The 16,666-nt window shown below is 57.0% G+C and carries 6 protein-coding genes, 2 tRNA genes and 3 rRNA genes; 4 read left to right on the top strand and 7 right to left on the bottom strand.

Annotation, left to right across the window (positions count from 1 at the left end; all coding sequences use genetic code 11):
- The first annotated feature begins 31 nt into the window (after positions 1-31).
- Positions 32-3,127 carry an amino acid adenylation domain-containing protein gene (locus ACMGGW_RS00055; protein ID WP_197832091.1) on the top strand — a complete coding sequence of 1,032 codons (3,096 nt, stop codon included), beginning with the start codon at positions 32-34 and terminating at the stop codon, positions 3,125-3,127.
- A 42-nt stretch (positions 3,128-3,169) separates the two neighbouring features.
- On the opposite strand, the gene ACMGGW_RS00050 is transcribed toward ACMGGW_RS00055, so the two are convergent.
- On the bottom strand, positions 3,170-4,513 hold the full coding sequence (locus ACMGGW_RS00050) for a condensation domain-containing protein (protein WP_025304957.1): 1,344 nt from the start codon (positions 4,511-4,513) through the stop codon (positions 3,170-3,172).
- A gap of 281 nt (positions 4,514-4,794) precedes the next feature.
- Entirely contained in the window at positions 4,795-6,111 is a 1,317-nt protein-coding gene (gene gltP, locus ACMGGW_RS00045; protein WP_043142347.1) for a glutamate/aspartate:proton symporter GltP, read from the bottom strand.
- A 901-nt stretch (positions 6,112-7,012) separates the two neighbouring features.
- On the opposite strand from gltP, the gene acs reads away from it, so the two are divergent.
- From acs to actP, 3 genes are all read left to right on the top strand, one after another.
- Positions 7,013-8,971 (top strand): acetate--CoA ligase, encoded by a 1,959-nt coding sequence (gene acs / locus ACMGGW_RS00040; protein WP_025304955.1) that lies wholly within the window; start codon positions 7,013-7,015, stop codon positions 8,969-8,971.
- A gap of 92 nt (positions 8,972-9,063) precedes the next feature.
- Positions 9,064-9,375, top strand: coding sequence for a DUF485 domain-containing protein (locus ACMGGW_RS00035; protein ID WP_004930047.1), 312 nt, complete (start codon positions 9,064-9,066; stop codon positions 9,373-9,375).
- On the top strand, positions 9,372-11,024 hold the full coding sequence (actP, locus tag ACMGGW_RS00030) for a cation/acetate symporter ActP (protein ID WP_025304954.1): 1,653 nt from the start codon (positions 9,372-9,374) through the stop codon (positions 11,022-11,024). The genes ACMGGW_RS00035 and actP overlap by 4 nt, the downstream gene beginning before the upstream one ends.
- A gap of 178 nt (positions 11,025-11,202) precedes the next feature.
- Here the strand turns inward: actP and rrf are convergent.
- The 5 genes from rrf to ACMGGW_RS00005 form a co-directional block, all read right to left on the bottom strand.
- Positions 11,203-11,318: ribosomal RNA gene (rrf, locus tag ACMGGW_RS00025) — 5S ribosomal RNA — on the bottom strand.
- Between the two features lie 99 nt (positions 11,319-11,417).
- Positions 11,418-14,325: ribosomal RNA gene (locus tag ACMGGW_RS00020) — 23S ribosomal RNA — on the bottom strand.
- Between the two features lie 206 nt (positions 14,326-14,531).
- Positions 14,532-14,607: transfer RNA gene (locus ACMGGW_RS00015), tRNA-Ala, on the bottom strand.
- 38 nt (positions 14,608-14,645) lie between these two features.
- A tRNA-Ile gene (locus ACMGGW_RS00010) sits at positions 14,646-14,722 on the bottom strand.
- 74 nt (positions 14,723-14,796) lie between these two features.
- Positions 14,797-16,338, bottom strand: a 16S ribosomal RNA gene (locus ACMGGW_RS00005).
- The 16S, 23S and 5S rRNA genes sit together here with 2 tRNA genes alongside, the layout of an rRNA operon.
- Positions 16,339-16,666 lie beyond the last annotated feature (328 nt).

Here is a 16,666-nt window from a genome sequence, read left to right as displayed (position 1 = left end):
TTTAATCGGTTAGCGACTATAGGGAAGTACCATGGAGACACCATTAACCGCACTGCAGCAGGCCTATCTTCTGGGCCGCAGCGATCGATGGCCGCTGGGCGGCGTGGCGATGCACGACTTTCGCGAATACCGTGCCCGGCAGCTGGACGTACCGCGCCTTGAAGCGCGCCTGACCGAGCTGGTTCAACACTACCCGGCACTGCGCACCTGCATCGATGTGCCGCGCGGCACGCAGCACGTACGCCCGGAGGTGACGCTGCATCTGGATAGACACGATCTGCGTGCCCTTGATGGTGAAGCGGCGCAGCGCCAGGTCGAACAACTGCGCGCGCGTTACTCCCACCAGCGCCACGATCCGAGCCAACCGCTGTGGCGCATCGCCGTGATCCAACTTGCCGAACAGCAGGATCCGACGGGATCGCCGTACGATACGCTGATCTTTACCAGCTTCGATGCCTTGATCTTAGACGGCCAGGGGATCTCCACCGTGATCGCGCGCCTGTTCGACGATCGCCCTCTGGCGCCGACCGCCGCCGCCTTGCCGCCCCCCGCCGCATCGGCGGCGCAACGCCAGGCCGATGCCGCCTACTGGCGCGAAAAGCTGCAGGATGTCACCACCCCGTCGGCGTTGCCGTGGCGCGCCCCGCTCGCCAATCTCACCTCATCACGCTATCGCCGCGCCAGCCTGACGTTGCCGCACGACACGGTTAAACAGCTTGGCCGTCTGGGATCGCCGCATGCGCTGCTGCGCAACAGCCTGCTGTCGGCGCTGATCCTCGATACGCTGGCCCACTGGACCACCGACGGCGAGCTGTGTGTCGGGGTGCCGGTAGCGTTCCCCGCCGCCGACGGCGCCCTGGGCAACGCCTCCAGCTTCGTGGCGGTGCGCTATTCCCGCCACGGCGAAGATTTTATCCAGCGCGCGCAAGCCTTGCAGGACGACGTGCTCGGCGCGCTCGATCACCTGGCGTTTTCCGGCGTCGATCTGGCGCGGCAGTTGCTCGGCCAAAGCCAGGGCGGCCCGGCGCTGCCGGTGATCCTGACCAATTGCCTGGGTTGGGAGACGCTGCCAGCCGAGGCGCCGGTGCGCTTTCACGACGGCCTGACCCAAACGCCGCAGGTCGCCATCGATATCCGCCTGACGTTGGACAGCGAAAAAAATCTGCAGCTGTGCGTGGACTACGCCGAGCAGGCGCTGCATGGCGAACAGGTAGAAGCGATGCTGGCGGCGTTGCAGCGACGCATCCTGCACAGTTGCCAACGGGCCGACCTGGCGATCGCGCCGCGCGACTTCATCGATCTGGCGCATTACCGCCACAACGACAGCGAAGCGAATTACGCGCCTTATCCTTATCTGGCGCAGCTGGCCGAGCGGCTGTTCGGCGCGCAAGACGGCGGCAATGCGCTGATCTGCGGCGAGCAGACGCTAACCTACCGCGAGCTGGGCCAGCGGATCGCCACGGCGATCGCCAACCTGCAGAGCCGCGGCGTGCAGCCGGGCAACGTGGTGGCACTGTATCTGCCGCGCAGCCCGGAACAGATCATCTTCAGCCTCGCCTGTGCCCTGCAGGGCGTGATCTGGGTGCCTATCGATATCAACTCGCCGCCGGAACGCACCGCCTACCTGCTGGAGAATTGCCGGCCGACGCTGGTAGTGCACGGCGGCGATCTCGAAACGCCGATCGGCGTGACGCCGGCGACCCTGCTGGCGCAGGCGGATCGCGCACCCGCGCTGCCGGATGAACGGACGCTGGTTGAACGCAGCGCCAGCCAGGCCGCGAGCTACTACCTGTATACCTCCGGCACCACTGGTAAGCCTAAATGCGTGGTGCTTAACAACCGCGCCACCGCCAACGTCGTGCACCAAACCCAACAGCGCTGGAGAGTCACCGCCGACGATGTCTTCATTTCCGTCACGCCGCCGCACCATGACATGTCGATGTTCGATCTGTTCGGTTCGCTGTGCGCCGGCGCCACGCTGGTGCTGCCGGCGCCACATCAGGAAAAGGATGCCATCAGCTGGAACCAACTGGTGGAAAAACATCGGGTCACCCTGTGGTGTTCGGTACCCGCCATTCTGGAGATGCTGCTCACCTGCAAAACGGCCGACAGCCTGCGCTCGCTGCGCCTGGTGGCGCAAGGCGGCGACTATATCAAGCCGGCGACGGTACAAACCCTGCGTACCCTGCGCCAGGATCTCGCGCTGTTCTCACTCGGCGGGCCGACCGAAACCACCATCTGGAGCATCTGGCACCCGATCGCCCCACAGGAGAGCGGCACCGTGCCTTACGGCCGCCCGCTGCCGGCTAACCGCTACTTCATCTGCCATGACGACGGCAGCCACTGCCCGGCCGGCGTGGTCGGCCGCATTCACACCGCCGGGGTGAACCTGGCGTTAGGCTATCTGGAGCAGGGGGAGCTGAAGCAGCACGATTTCGTTACCCTCGAAGGACCGGACGGGCAACCGCTGCGCGCTTTCCGCACCGGCGATCAGGGCTATTACCGTGCGGACGGCAACATCATGTTCGCCACCCGGGTGAACGGCTATGTGAAGATCCGCGGCGTGCGCGTCTCGCTGCCGGAAATCGAAGACGTGCTGCGCCGCCATCCGGCGATCCTGGATATGGTAGTGGTGGATTATCTCAGCGGAGAGAACAACGAGGCAGCGCTCGGCGCCCTGTATCTGACCCGCGACGGCAAGCCGCTGCCGCTGTCCGAGATCCGCGCCTTCGCCACCGGCTATCTGCCCTGTACCCATATCCCCACGCGCTTTATCCATGCCGAGGCGCTGCCGCTGTCCGCCAACGGTAAAACCGATCGCCATCGCATCCGCGCCGACCTGAGCCACCAGCAAACCGCGCCGGCGTTGAACGCCTGCGCGGCCCCGCCGCCGAACGCACCGGTGGCGCGCAGCGCCGAGATCCTGACCATTTACTGGCAGGCGATTGGCGTAACGCCGCGCCCGGAATGGGGGGAAGAGACGGCGTTTATCGCCATGGGACTGAAGCTGCCGCATATCAAACAGGTGGCGGCACGCCTCAATGACGCTTTCGGCACCCGTCTGGTAAGCAGTGCGCTCTTGCCATGCAAGAACGCACGCGAAGTGGCGGCGTTGCTGGTCAGCTGAAACCATACCACTCGGGCGGGGACATCCCCCGCCCGCATTTTCTCAGGCGGGTAACGCCGTCAGGGCCGCCAGCGGTTGCTCCCAGGCTTCCTGCTGCAGCGCACGCAACAGAAATTCTTGCAGCGCCTCGCCATAGTCCAACGCATCCTCCGTCGGGAACTGTTCCAGATAAATATCGATATCCACCTGCAGATCGCGGGCGTCGGTGCGGCCGCGATACGTCAGGTTAAAACCGTCGCCCGAGCCGCCGGCCAATACGCTGCGGGTACCGCGACAGCCAGTAAAACGAGGCGCATCGAAGGGTTGCACGTTGATGAAGGGGGAAATAAAGAAGCGCGAGCCCGGATCCACACCGCGATCGGCGGCCAATTGGCGCAGACGGTAGCCGGCGTGGCTGCGCAGCTCCCGCAGCTGCTGCGTCAGCGTGGTGAGAAAGCTCCCCAGCGTCTCCGCTTGCGGCGGTGACACCAGCAGCGGCAGCGTGTTGACCGCCAGCGAAGGCACGTTAGTGGCTGCCTGCCCACGGCGATTCATCGCCGGCATCCACATCGGCAGCGTATCGCCTTGCCGGGCACAGCGCGGCATCACCTGAAACAGCCAGGCCGCCGACAGCGCCACCAGCAAGTCGGGCCAATTGATGCCGCTACGCTCCGCCAACTGCGCAAGAGAGTGCGACACCGCCGCCGGCAGCCGGTGGTGGGTGCTCAGACGCCGTACGCCATAGGCCTCACCGCCCTTGCGCACCGTCGGCAGCACCTGCGACGGCGGCAGATAGGTCTGCCAAAAGCGCCGATCGCGCTCGCATCGCTCAGAATCAGCGTAGGCCAGCTCGGCCTGTTGAAAGACGTCGAAGGCGCCCAGAGGCATACCTGCGCTGCCCTCACCCAGATAGTGCGCATATAACGCGGCGCAGCGGTGTTCGATCAGGGCCATGCCGAAGCCATCAACCAGAATATGGTGCGCACGCACGTACCAGAGGTAGCGCTCCGGCCCCAGCTTGAGCAGCCAGGCTGCGGCTAACGGTTCGCTGTGCAGCGCCCGGCGCTGCGCGATATCTTCGCGCATCAGGTTTTGCGCCGCCTGCCAGGGATCGTCGTGCGTTTGCAGATCGATGCGTTGCAATGGCGGCGTGCGCTGTGGATCGTAACGTAACAGCGGGGGAGAGTCGCCATGCCGCTCACCAAAGCGCAAGGCAAACGCCTGCGTCTCGGCGAGAGTGGTGGCGATCGCCCGGCAGAGCGTCTCTTCCTCTACCGCGCCGCACAGTTCGGTGCAATGTGCGACGGTGGACAGAGTCTGCCCAGGGTGCAAGGTGTGTTCTTCCCAGAAATCAAGCTGCGCTGGCGCCAGCGGCAACCATTCAGAGGCCAAAGCGGTGTCCGACATGTTACCTACCTTTGATAAGCCCGAATAAAGACGTCGAGCGGGCGTAACCCCGCCGTTCAACGGCTTTTGCGTGTCTCCATACATCATCAAATGAAAATGATAATAACATCTATTATCATTTCTATTAATTTGGTAACACTTTAGATTTTGTTAAGCGGGGATGCAAGTCGCGCAGTTGGGCAGTTGGGCAGAGAAAAGAAAGTGGCAGGTTGAAGGGCCATAAAAACAAAACGCCCCGGCACAACTGCCTGGGGCGTTTTTAACGTCGGCGATACTCGTGATTAGGCCTGGTTGGCCGGCTTCACCTTCTGCGCCAGAAACTCCGTTTCGTAAGCCAGCGCCTTCTTGCGATCGAACTGGTGCTCCCACTTGGCTATCACCAGTACCGCCAGCGCGTTGCCCACCACGTTCAGCGCGGTACGCGCCATATCCAGGATACGGTCCACGCCGGCGATGAACGCCAGGCCTTCCAGCGGGATGCCGACGCTGCCCAACGTCGCCAGCAGCACCACGAACGAGACCCCCGGCACGCCGGCGATCCCTTTCGAGGTTACCATCAGCGTCAGCACCAGCACGATCTCCTGCCCCAACGACAGTTCGATGCCGTACAGCTGGGCGATAAAGATAGCGGCGATGCTCTGGTACAGCGTCGAGCCATCCAGGTTAAAGGAGTAGCCAGTCGGCACCACGAAGCTAGTGATCGACTTGGGCGCGCCGTAAGCCTCCATCTTTTCGATGATGCGCGGCAGCACCGTTTCCGAGCTGGCGGTGGAATAAGCCAGGATCAGTTCGTCTTTCAGGATGCGGATCAGCGTCCAGATGCGCAGGTTGCACAGCCGGGCGACCGCCCCCAGCACCACCAGGGCGAAGAACGCGATGGCGAAGTATACCAGCAGCACCAGCTTGGCCAGCGGCAGCAGCGAAGCGAAACCGAAGTTGGCTACCGTGACCGAAATCAGACCGAATACCCCGATCGGCGCATAGCGCATGATCATGTGGGTGACTTTGAACATGCTCTCGGACACCGCCTTGAACACCTTCAGCAACGGCTCTTTGGTCTCTTTCGGCAACGACGACAGCCCCAGACCGAACAGCACCGAGAAGAAGATAATCGGCAGCATGTCGCCCTTGGCCATCGACGAGAAGACGTTCGATGGGATCAGCGACAGAATGGTCGCCACCAGACTGTGCGAACCGCTTTGCACCTGTTCGGTGGTTTTCTCATACTGCGAAATGTCCACCGTGGTCAACGTCGACATGTCGATGCCGTGGCCGGGTTGGAATACGTTGGCCAGCGTCAACCCCACCACGATGGCGATGGTGGTGATCACTTCGAAGTAAATAATGGTTTTCAATCCGATGCGGCCCAGCTTTTTCGCATCGCCTACGCCGGCAATACCGACGATCAGCGTGGAAATAACAATCGGCACCACAATCATCTTGATCAGACGAATAAAGATATCACCCGCCGGGCTGAGAATATTGCTGACCAGCCACTCACGAGATTCTGTCTGGTTGTGCAATACCGCGCCAACAATAATACCCAGTACCAACGCGATCAGGATTTGCCAAGCCAGGCTAATTTTTACACTTTTCATACCCAAAAAGTCCTCAAAGACTCTTTGCGCCGTACAAAGTCGCAACACGGCGAAAAGAATACTTAATCATTTATTACAGGCTTATGTTAATTCAGTGGAAGCGTTCACCTGCCCTGGGTGCGACGCAGTATAAATCTGTATCATCCGGGCGGCATGCTCTGCAAGCCTTGATTTGTCAGGGTTGAGCGCTGAATCGAATCACAAAAATTTCGCGTAACTATTTCAAATGGCATAATTGCTTGTTATTAAAAACATAATTTTTCAGATAATGAAGCACATAACCGCGCCGGTGACGTTTTTTTGAACGCGATTAAAATGCGTTATTTTTCGTCCATTCTGCATATTTAGTCCGCACCGAATGTTTATATTTTGTTACTCAAAAGTCAAATAAATGGGAATTGGCCGAGTGACATTTTCACCCATAAATGCAGCGCCATTTTATATTTAGATTAAAAATCGAACGATACCGCAGGATGAATGCCATAGGGTATTTCCCGATTTTTCATCAGGTATGAAGCATTAATAGAACGTTATTTCACGATGTGCCGTCCATCGTTATATCGCGTTAATACCAACTTCGAATATTAATAGCGAAAAATAATCAAAAAAGATTTATAGCGCGAAATAATGCTGATCTCTCCCATCCTTATTAAGCGCGAGGCAAATACCCTCGCCTTTTTTTATTCTTTTTTGTTCTTTAGATAAGTGTTTTTGGTTAAAAACGTGGGTTTATGAGGATTTGAGCGCCAAATAGATAGATATGCCCTGCAAATGCGACAGAACGATTACAAATCAATATCTTTGTTGCGTGATCTGCCGCGCAAAAAAGAAACAAAGAATCGTAGCAAACTATACTTAACCTTCAGTTGACATATCATTAACAACTTCAAGGAGAAAAGCTATGAGCCAACTGCATAAACACGCTATTCCTTCTGCAATTGCAGAACGCGCCCTGATTAATCCGGCACAATACCAACAGTATTATCAACAGTCGGTTCAAGACCCAGAGGCTTTCTGGGGTGAGCATGGCAAAATCCTGGACTGGATCAAACCCTATACCAAAGTCAAAAACACCTCGTTCGATCCGGGCCACGTCAGCATCCGTTGGTTTGAAGACGGCACGTTGAACCTGGCGGCCAACTGTCTGGATCGTCATTTGGCCGAGCGCGGCGACCAGACCGCCATTATCTGGGAAGGCGACGACCCGACCCAATCCAAAAAGGTGACTTACAAACAGCTGCACCATGACGTCTGCCAGTTCGCCAACGTGCTGAAAAAGCTCGGCGTGAAAAAAGGTGACGTGGTGGCTATCTATATGCCGATGGTGCCGGAAGCGGCGGTCGCGATGCTGGCCTGCGCGCGTATCGGCGCCGTACATTCGGTGATCTTCGGCGGCTTCTCACCGGAAGCGGTCGCCGGACGCATTATCGACTCCAACGCCAGGCTGGTGATCACCGCCGATGAAGGCCTGCGCGCCGGCCGTGCCGTGCCGCTGAAAAAGAACGTCGACGATGCGCTGAAAAATCCCGGCGTAGTCAGCGTGGCCAACGTCGTGGTGTTCCAACGCACCGGGAAACCGGGCTACTGGCAGGAAGGGCGCGATCTGTGGTGGCATGAGCTGACCCAGGGCGTCTCCGCCGACTGCCCGCCGGCAGAAGTGAACGCCGAAGATCCGCTGTTTATCCTGTATACCTCCGGTTCGACCGGCAAGCCGAAAGGCGTGCTGCACACCACCGGCGGCTACCTGGTCTACGCCGCGATGACCTTTAAGTATGTGTTCGACTACCACGACGGCGACATCTATTGGTGCACCGCCGACGTGGGCTGGGTCACCGGCCACAGCTATCTGCTGTACGGCCCGCTGGCCTGCGGCGCCACCACGCTGATGTTCGAAGGCGTGCCTAACTATCCGGGCGTTAATCGCCTGTCGCAAGTGATCGACAAGCACCAGGTCAACATTCTGTATACCGCACCGACCGCCATTCGCGCCCTGATGGCCGAAGGCGACAAGGCGATCGAGGGCACACGACGCGATTCGCTGCGTATCATGGGCTCGGTCGGCGAGCCGATCAACCCGGAAGCCTGGGAGTGGTACTACAACAAGATAGGCAATGCAAAGTGCCCGATCGTCGACACCTGGTGGCAAACCGAAACCGGCGGCTTCATGATTACCCCGCTGCCTGGCGCCACCGAGCTGAAAGCCGGGTCTGCTACGCGGCCTTTCTTCGGCGTACAGCCGGCATTGGTCGATAACGTCGGCACACCGCAGGAAGGCGCCTGCGAAGGCAACCTGGTGATCGTCGATTCCTGGCCGGGCCAGGCGCGTACCCTGTTCGGCGATCATGACCGCTTCGAGCAAACCTACTTCTCGACTTTCAAAGGCATGTACTTCAGCGGTGACGGCGCACGCCGCGACGAAGACGGTTACTACTGGATCACCGGCCGCGTCGATGACGTGCTGAACGTCTCCGGCCACCGTCTGGGCACCGCCGAGATTGAGTCCGCGCTGGTATCGCACCCGAAAATCGCCGAAGCGGCAGTGGTCGGCATTCCTCATAACATCAAAGGCCAGGCGATCTACGCCTACATCACGCTGAACCACGGCGAAGAACCGACGCCGGAGCTCTATACCGAAGTGCGCAACTGGGTGCGCAAAGAGATAGGGCCGATCGCCACGCCGGACGTACTGCACTGGACAGATTCGCTGCCCAAAACGCGCTCCGGCAAGATCATGCGGCGTATCCTGCGCAAAATTGCCGCCGGCGACACCAGCAACCTGGGGGATACCTCTACGCTGGCGGATCCGGCCGTCGTCGACAAGCTGTTGGAAGAAAAACAATCAATGAAAGTGCCGTCATAATTTATGCCGCTTCAGGCCGCTCAATCCGGATCACGCACCGTTGAGCGGCCCTGGCGCGGCGTACTCTCTCAATACCGACTGGAGACACTCTGATGAATGACACCATTTATCAAGGGATTGAAGAAAACCCGCGCTTTAAAGAGCTGGTGAGAAAACGCGGCCGGTTCGCCTGGCTGCTTTCACTGATTACGCTGGCGCTGTACGTCGGCTTTATTCTGTTGATCGCCTTCGATCCGCAATGGCTCGGCACGCCGATCGCCGCCGGATCGACCATCACCCGCGGGATCCCGGTCGGCGTCGGGCTGATCGTGATCTCTTTCGTCTTGACCGGGATCTACGTGTTTCGCGCCAACGGCGAATTCGATCGCCTCACCGCAGAGATTCTGCGCGAGGTGAAACAATGAAGCGCTTATTGTCCGCCGCCGCGCTGCTGTTGCTGCCCGGTCTGGCCTGCGCCGACGCCATTGGCGGCGAGGTGCATCGCCAGCCGCTGAACATCCAGGCGATCGTGATGTTTATCCTGTTTGTCGGCGCCACCCTGTACATCACCTACTGGGCTTCCAAACGCACCCGTTCCCGTCAGGACTACTACACCGCGGGCGGGCGCATCACCGGTCTGCAAAACGGGCTGGCGATCGCCGGTGACTTCATGTCCGCCGCCTCGTTCCTCGGTATCTCCGCCCTGGTCTACACCTCGGGCTATGACGGACTGATTTACTCCATCGGCTTCCTCATCGGCTGGCCGATCATTCTGTTCCTGATCGCGGAGCGCTTGCGCAACCTCGGCCGTTATACCTTTGCCGATGTCGCCTCTTACCGTCTGCAGCAGAAACCGATCCGCACCCTCTCGGCCTGCGGCTCGTTGGTGGTGGTGGCGCTGTATCTGATCGCGCAGATGGTCGGCGCCGGCAAGCTGATCCAGCTGCTGTTCGGGCTCAACTACCATGTGGCGGTGATCCTGGTCGGCATCCTGATGGTGCTGTACGTGCTGTTCGGCGGCATGCTGGCCACCACCTGGGTGCAGATCATCAAGGCGGTGCTGCTGCTGGCCGGCGCCAGTTTTATGGCGCTGATGGTGATGAAGTCGGTTAACTTCGACTTCAATACCCTGTTCGCCGAAGCGGTGAAGGTGCATCCGAAAGGCATCGCCATCATGAGCCCCGGTGGTCTGGTGTCCGATCCGATTTCCGCGTTGTCGCTCGGTCTCGCGCTGATGTTCGGCACCGCCGGTCTGCCGCACATCCTGATGCGTTTCTTCACCGTCAGTGACGCCAAGGAAGCACGCAAGAGCGTGTTCTACGCCACCGGCTTTATCGGTTACTTCTATATTCTGACCTTTATCATCGGCTTCGGCGCCATCTTGCTGGTCAGCGCCAATCCGGCGTTCAAAGACGCCACCGGCGCGCTGCTGGGCGGTACCAACATGGCGGCGGTGCACCTGGCCAATGCCGTTGGCGGTAACTTCTTCCTCGGCTTTATCTCGGCGGTAGCCTTTGCCACCATTCTGGCGGTCGTCGCGGGCCTGACGCTGGCCGGCGCCTCAGCGGTTTCCCACGATCTGTACGCCAGCGTGATGAAAAACGGCAAGGCGACCGAGCGTGACGAGCTGAAGGTCTCCAAGATCACCGTCGTGGTATTGGGCCTGGTTGCTATTGCCCTGGGGATTTTGTTCGAGAAGCAGAATATCGCCTTTATGGTCGGGCTGGCGTTCTCTATCGCTGCCAGCTGTAACTTCCCTATCATCATCCTGTCGATGTACTGGTCGCGTTTGACGACCCGCGGCGCGATGATTGGCGGCTGGCTGGGTCTGTTAACGGCGGTGATTCTGATGATCCTCGGCCCGACGATCTGGGTGCAGATCCTCGGCCATGAAAAACCGATTTACCCGTATGAATACCCAGCGCTGTTCTCGATGATCGTGGCCTTTGTCGGCACCTGGCTGTTCTCGATCACCGACAGCTCGCTGGCCGGGCAGCAGGAGCGGGAACGCTTCCGGGCGCAGTTTGTCCGTTCGCAAACCGGGCTGGGTATCTCTCAGGGCAGCTCGCATTAATCGAATAATAAGTGAAAAAAAGCAAACACACCCTAATCAAAGGCCCTTCGGGGCCTTTTCTCTGGCTGTCTGTCGGAGATAAGCTGGGGAGAGCAGCGCAGCGTAGCTGCGCTTTTTTACGTTTTACGCACAGCAAAAAGCCCTGAACGTCAGTTCAGGGCTTTCGGCTTTATTTGATGCCTGGCAGTGTCCTACTCTCGCATGGGGAGACCCCACACTACCATCGGCGCTACGGCGTTTCACTTCTGAGTTCGGCATGGGGTCAGGTGGGACCACCGCGCTATTGCCGCCAGGCAAATTCTGTTTCATTCCAACCGCCTCACTTCCGTGAAGCCATCAGAACCAATCTCGGAACTTCGCTGAAAATCTCTCTAAAAACACCTTCGGTGTTGTAAGGTTAAGCCTCACGGATCATTAGTACTGGTTAGCTCAATGCATCGCTGCACTTACACACCCAGCCTATCAACGTCTTAGTCTTAAACGTTCCTTCAGGGGCCTTAAAGGCCCAGGGAAGACTCATCTTGAGGCAAGTTTCGCGCTTAGATGCTTTCAGCGCTTATCTTTTCCGCACTTAGCTACCGGGCAATGCCATTGGCATGACAACCCGAACACCAGTGGTGCGTTCACTCCGGTCCTCTCGTACTAGGAGCAACCCCTCTCAATCTTCCAACGCCCACGGCAGATAGGGACCGAACTGTCTCACGACGTTCTAAACCCAGCTCGCGTACCACTTTAAATGGCGAACAGCCATACCCTTGGGACCTACTTCAGCCCCAGGATGTGATGAGCCGACATCGAGGTGCCAAACACCGCCGTCGATATGAACTCTTGGGCGGTATCAGCCTGTTATCCCCGGAGTACCTTTTATCCGTTGAGCGATGGCCCTTCCATTCAGAACCACCGGATCACTAAGACCTACTTTCGTACCTGCTCGAGCCGTCACTCTCGCAGTCAAGCTAGCTTATGCCTTTGCACTAACCTCACGATGTCCGACCGTGATTAGCTAACCTTCGTGCTCCTCCGTTACTCTTTGGGAGGAGACCGCCCCAGTCAAACTACCCACCAGACACTGTCCTCACCCCAGATTATGGGGCCGAGTTAGAACATCAAACATTAAAGGGTGGTATTTCAAGGATGGCTCCACGCAGACTGGCGTCCACGCTTCAAAGCCTCCCACCTATCCTACACATCAAGGCTCAATGTTCAGTGTCAAGCTATAGTAAAGGTTCACGGGGTCTTTCCGTCTTGCCGCGGGTACACTGCATCTTCACAGCGAGTTCAATTTCACTGAGTCTCGGGTGGAGACAGCCTGGCCATCATTACGCCATTCGTGCAGGTCGGAACTTACCCGACAAGGAATTTCGCTACCTTAGGACCGTTATAGTTACGGCCGCCGTTTACTGGGGCTTCGATCAAGAGCTTCGCCTTGCGGCTGACCCCATCAATTAACCTTCCAGCACCGGGCAGGCGTCACACCGTATACGTCCACTTTCGTGTTTGCACAGTGCTGTGTTTTTATTAAACAGTTGCAGCCAGCTGGTATCTTCGACTGGCTTCAGCTCCATCCGCAAGGGACTTCACCTACATGCCAGCGTGCCTTCTCCCGAAGTTACGGCACCATTTTGCCTAGTTCCTTCACCCGAGTTCTCTCAAGCGCCTTGGTATTCTCTACCTGACCACCTGTGTCGGTTTGGGGTACGATTTAATGTTACCTGGAGCTTAGAGGATTTTCCTGGAAGCAGGGCATCAACTACTTCTGCACCGTAGTGCATCGTCATCACGCCTCAGGGTTAGTATGCAACCGGATTTACCAGGTCACACCCCCTACACGCTTAAACCGGGACAACCGTCGCCCGGCTAGCCTAGCCTTCTCCGTCCCCCCTTCGCAGTAACACCAAGTACAGGAATATTAACCTGTTTCCCATCGACTACGCTTTTCAGCCTCGCCTTAGGGGTCGACTCACCCTGCCCCGATTAACGTTGGACAGGAACCCTTGGTCTTCCGGCGAGCGGGCTTTTCACCCGCTTTATCGTTACTTATGTCAGCATTCGCACTTCTGATACCTCCAGCAACCCTCACAGGCCACCTTCAACGGCTTACAGAACGCTCCCCTACCCAACAACGCCTAAGCGTCGCTGCCGCAGCTTCGGTGCATGGTTTAGCCCCGTTACATCTTCCGCGCAGGCCGACTCGACCAGTGAGCTATTACGCTTTCTTTAAATGATGGCTGCTTCTAAGCCAACATCCTGGCTGTCTATGCCTTCCCACATCGTTTCCCACTTAACCATGACTTTGGGACCTTAGCTGGCGGTCTGGGTTGTTTCCCTCTTCACGACGGACGTTAGCACCCGCCGTGTGTCTCCCGTGATAACATTCTTCGGTATTCGGAGTTTGCATCGGTTTGGTAAGCCGGGATGGCCCCCTAGCCGAAACAGTGCTCTACCCCCGAAGATGAGTTCACGAGGCGCTACCTAAATAGCTTTCGGGGAGAACCAGCTATCTCCCGGTTTGATTGGCCTTTCACCCCCAGCCACAAGTCATCCGCTAATTTTTCAACATTAGTCGGTTCGGTCCTCCAGTTAGTGTTACCCAACCTTCAACCTGCCCATGGCTAGATCACCGGGTTTCGGGTCTATACCTTGCAACTATTCGCCCAGTTAAGACTCGGTTTCCCTACGGCTCCCCTATACGGTTAACCTTGCTACAAAATATAAGTCGCTGACCCATTATACAAAAGGTACGCAGTCACACCACGAAGGTGCTCCCACTGCTTGTACGTACACGGTTTCAGGTTCTATTTCACTCCCCTCGCCGGGGTTCTTTTCGCCTTTCCCTCACGGTACTGGTTCACTATCGGTCAGTCAGGAGTATTTAGCCTTGGAGGATGGTCCCCCCATATTCAGACAGGATGTCACGTGTCCCGCCCTACTCATCGAACTCACGACCTGTGCATTTTAGTGTACGGGGCTATCACCCTTTACTGCGCGACTTTCCAGACGCTTCCACTAACACACAAGCCGATTCAGGTTCTGGGCTCCTCCCCGTTCGCTCGCCGCTACTGGGGGAATCTCGGTTGATTTCTTTTCCTCGGGGTACTTAGATGTTTCAGTTCCCCCGGTTCGCCTCATGCCACTATGTATTCATGACATGATAGTGTGTCGAAACACACTGGGTTTCCCCATTCGGGTATCGCCGGTTATAACGGTTCATATCACCTTACCGACGCTTTTCGCAGATTAGCACGCCCTTCATCGCCTCTGACTGCCTAGGCATCCACCGTGTACGCTTAGTCACTTAACCTCACAACCCGAAGATGTTTCCATCGTTCGCGCTGCAAACATTTGAGAGACTCTATGACAGGTTACTCTTCATCCCAATACGTCTACGGAGGGATAAATTTCAGCCGTCATGTTTCAATTTTCAGCTTGTTCCAGATTGTTAAAGAGCAAAATACTTCGCAGCATACTGTCGCCAATATACTCTGAAGTATTAAATACCGGACTATATGGTGGAGCTAAGCGGGATCGAACCGCTGACCTCCTGCGTGCAAGGCAGGCGCTCTCCCAGCTGAGCTATAGCCCCATACAGTCACGTGCAGTACCTTTTCCACTTCGAAGAAGTGGTAGGCCTGAGTGGACTTGAACCACCGACCTCACCCTTATCAGGGGTGCGCTCTAACCACCTGAGCTACAAGCCTATAAAGGTATTTCTGCTCGTTACTTTCTATCAGACAATCTGTGTGAGCACGCCACTCGAACTAATATCTTTAGGTAAGGAGGTGATCCAACCGCAGGTTCCCCTACGGTTACCTTGTTACGACTTCACCCCAGTCATGAATCACAAAGTGGTAAGCGCCCTCCCGAAGGTTAAGCTACCTACTTCTTTTGCAACCCACTCCCATGGTGTGACGGGCGGTGTGTACAAGGCCCGGGAACGTATTCACCGTAGCATTCTGATCTACGATTACTAGCGATTCCGACTTCATGGAGTCGAGTTGCAGACTCCAATCCGGACTACGACATACTTTATGAGGTCCGCTTGCTCTCGCGAGGTCGCTTCTCTTTGTATATGCCATTGTAGCACGTGTGTAGCCCTACTCGTAAGGGCCATGATGACTTGACGTCATCCCCACCTTCCTCCAGTTTATCACTGGCAGTCTCCTTTGAGTTCCCGGCCGAACCGCTGGCAACAAAGGATAAGGGTTGCGCTCGTTGCGGGACTTAACCCAACATTTCACAACACGAGCTGACGACAGCCATGCAGCACCTGTCTCAGAGTTCCCGAAGGCACCAATCCATCTCTGGAAAGTTCTCTGGATGTCAAGAGTAGGTAAGGTTCTTCGCGTTGCATCGAATTAAACCACATGCTCCACCGCTTGTGCGGGCCCCCGTCAATTCATTTGAGTTTTAACCTTGCGGCCGTACTCCCCAGGCGGTCGATTTAACGCGTTAGCTCCGGAAGCCACGCCTCAAGGGCACAACCTCCAAATCGACATCGTTTACAGCGTGGACTACCAGGGTATCTAATCCTGTTTGCTCCCCACGCTTTCGCACCTGAGCGTCAGTCTTCGTCCAGGGGGCCGCCTTCGCCACCGGTATTCCTCCAGATCTCTACGCATTTCACCGCTACACCTGGAATTCTACCCCCCTCTACGAGACTCTAGCTTGCCAGTTTCAAATGCAGTTCCCAGGTTGAGCCCGGGGATTTCACATCTGACTTAACAAACCGCCTGCGTGCGCTTTACGCCCAGTAATTCCGATTAACGCTTGCACCCTCCGTATTACCGCGGCTGCTGGCACGGAGTTAGCCGGTGCTTCTTCTGCGAGTAACGTCAATTGATGAACGTATTAAGTTCACCACCTTCCTCCTCGCTGAAAGTGCTTTACAACCCGAAGGCCTTCTTCACACACGCGGCATGGCTGCATCAGGCTTGCGCCCATTGTGCAATATTCCCCACTGCTGCCTCCCGTAGGAGTCTGGACCGTGTCTCAGTTCCAGTGTGGCTGGTCATCCTCTCAGACCAGCTAGGGATCGTCGCCTAGGTGAGCCATTACCCCACCTACTAGCTAATCCCATCTGGGCACATCTGATGGCAAGAGGCCCGAAGGTCCCCCTCTTTGGTCTTGCGACGTTATGCGGTATTAGCTACCGTTTCCAGTAGTTATCCCCCTCCATCAGGCAGTTTCCCAGACATTACTCACCCGTCCGCCGCTCGTCACCCAGAGAGCAAGCTCTCTTGTGCTACCGCTCGACTTGCATGTGTTAAGCCTGCCGCCAGCGTTCAATCTGAGCCATGATCAAACTCTTCAATTAAAAGCTTGATTTGCTTCCACTCGAGAAGCGATGCTCAAAGATTTACTGCATGAATTTTACTTCAGTTAGTCACTCTTCAAGACTTGATATTTTTTTGCATCCGAAGATGCTGGATATCGTCTTGTGGAGTGCCCACACAGATTGTCTGATAAATTGTTAAAGAGCAGTGAGTTAGGCGCTTTCGCTTGCTAACTCGAGGTGGCGTATATTACGCTTTCCTCTTTCAGAGTCAACCCTAATTTTCAGGATTTTTTCTCTGCGACCCCCGGATACTCTGTGAAGTTGTTCACATGTTCCGTGTCGATGGAGGCGCATTATAGGGAGTTCC

This window comes from Serratia sp. BNK-4 (assembly GCF_048685115.1).
GTDB classification, from domain to species: Bacteria; Pseudomonadota; Gammaproteobacteria; order Enterobacterales; family Enterobacteriaceae; genus Serratia; species Serratia bockelmannii.
The sequence above is the reverse complement of the archived record's forward strand: the minus strand, read 5'-3'. Positions and strand labels throughout refer to the sequence as shown.

Excerpts from the sequence above, each read along its gene's own strand:
- ACMGGW_RS00055 (WP_197832091.1), top strand. The coding sequence starts at position 32 with ATGGAGACACCATTAACCGCACTGCAGCAGGCCTATCTTCTGGGCCGC.
- ACMGGW_RS00050 (WP_025304957.1), bottom strand. The coding sequence starts at position 4,513 with ATGTCGGACACCGCTTTGGCCTCTGAATGGTTGCCGCTGGCGCCAGCG.
- gltP (WP_043142347.1), bottom strand. The coding sequence starts at position 6,111 with ATGAAAAGTGTAAAAATTAGCCTGGCTTGGCAAATCCTGATCGCGTTG.
- acs (WP_025304955.1), top strand. The coding sequence starts at position 7,013 with ATGAGCCAACTGCATAAACACGCTATTCCTTCTGCAATTGCAGAACGC.
- ACMGGW_RS00035 (WP_004930047.1), top strand. The coding sequence starts at position 9,064 with ATGAATGACACCATTTATCAAGGGATTGAAGAAAACCCGCGCTTTAAA.
- actP (WP_025304954.1), top strand. The coding sequence starts at position 9,372 with ATGAAGCGCTTATTGTCCGCCGCCGCGCTGCTGTTGCTGCCCGGTCTG.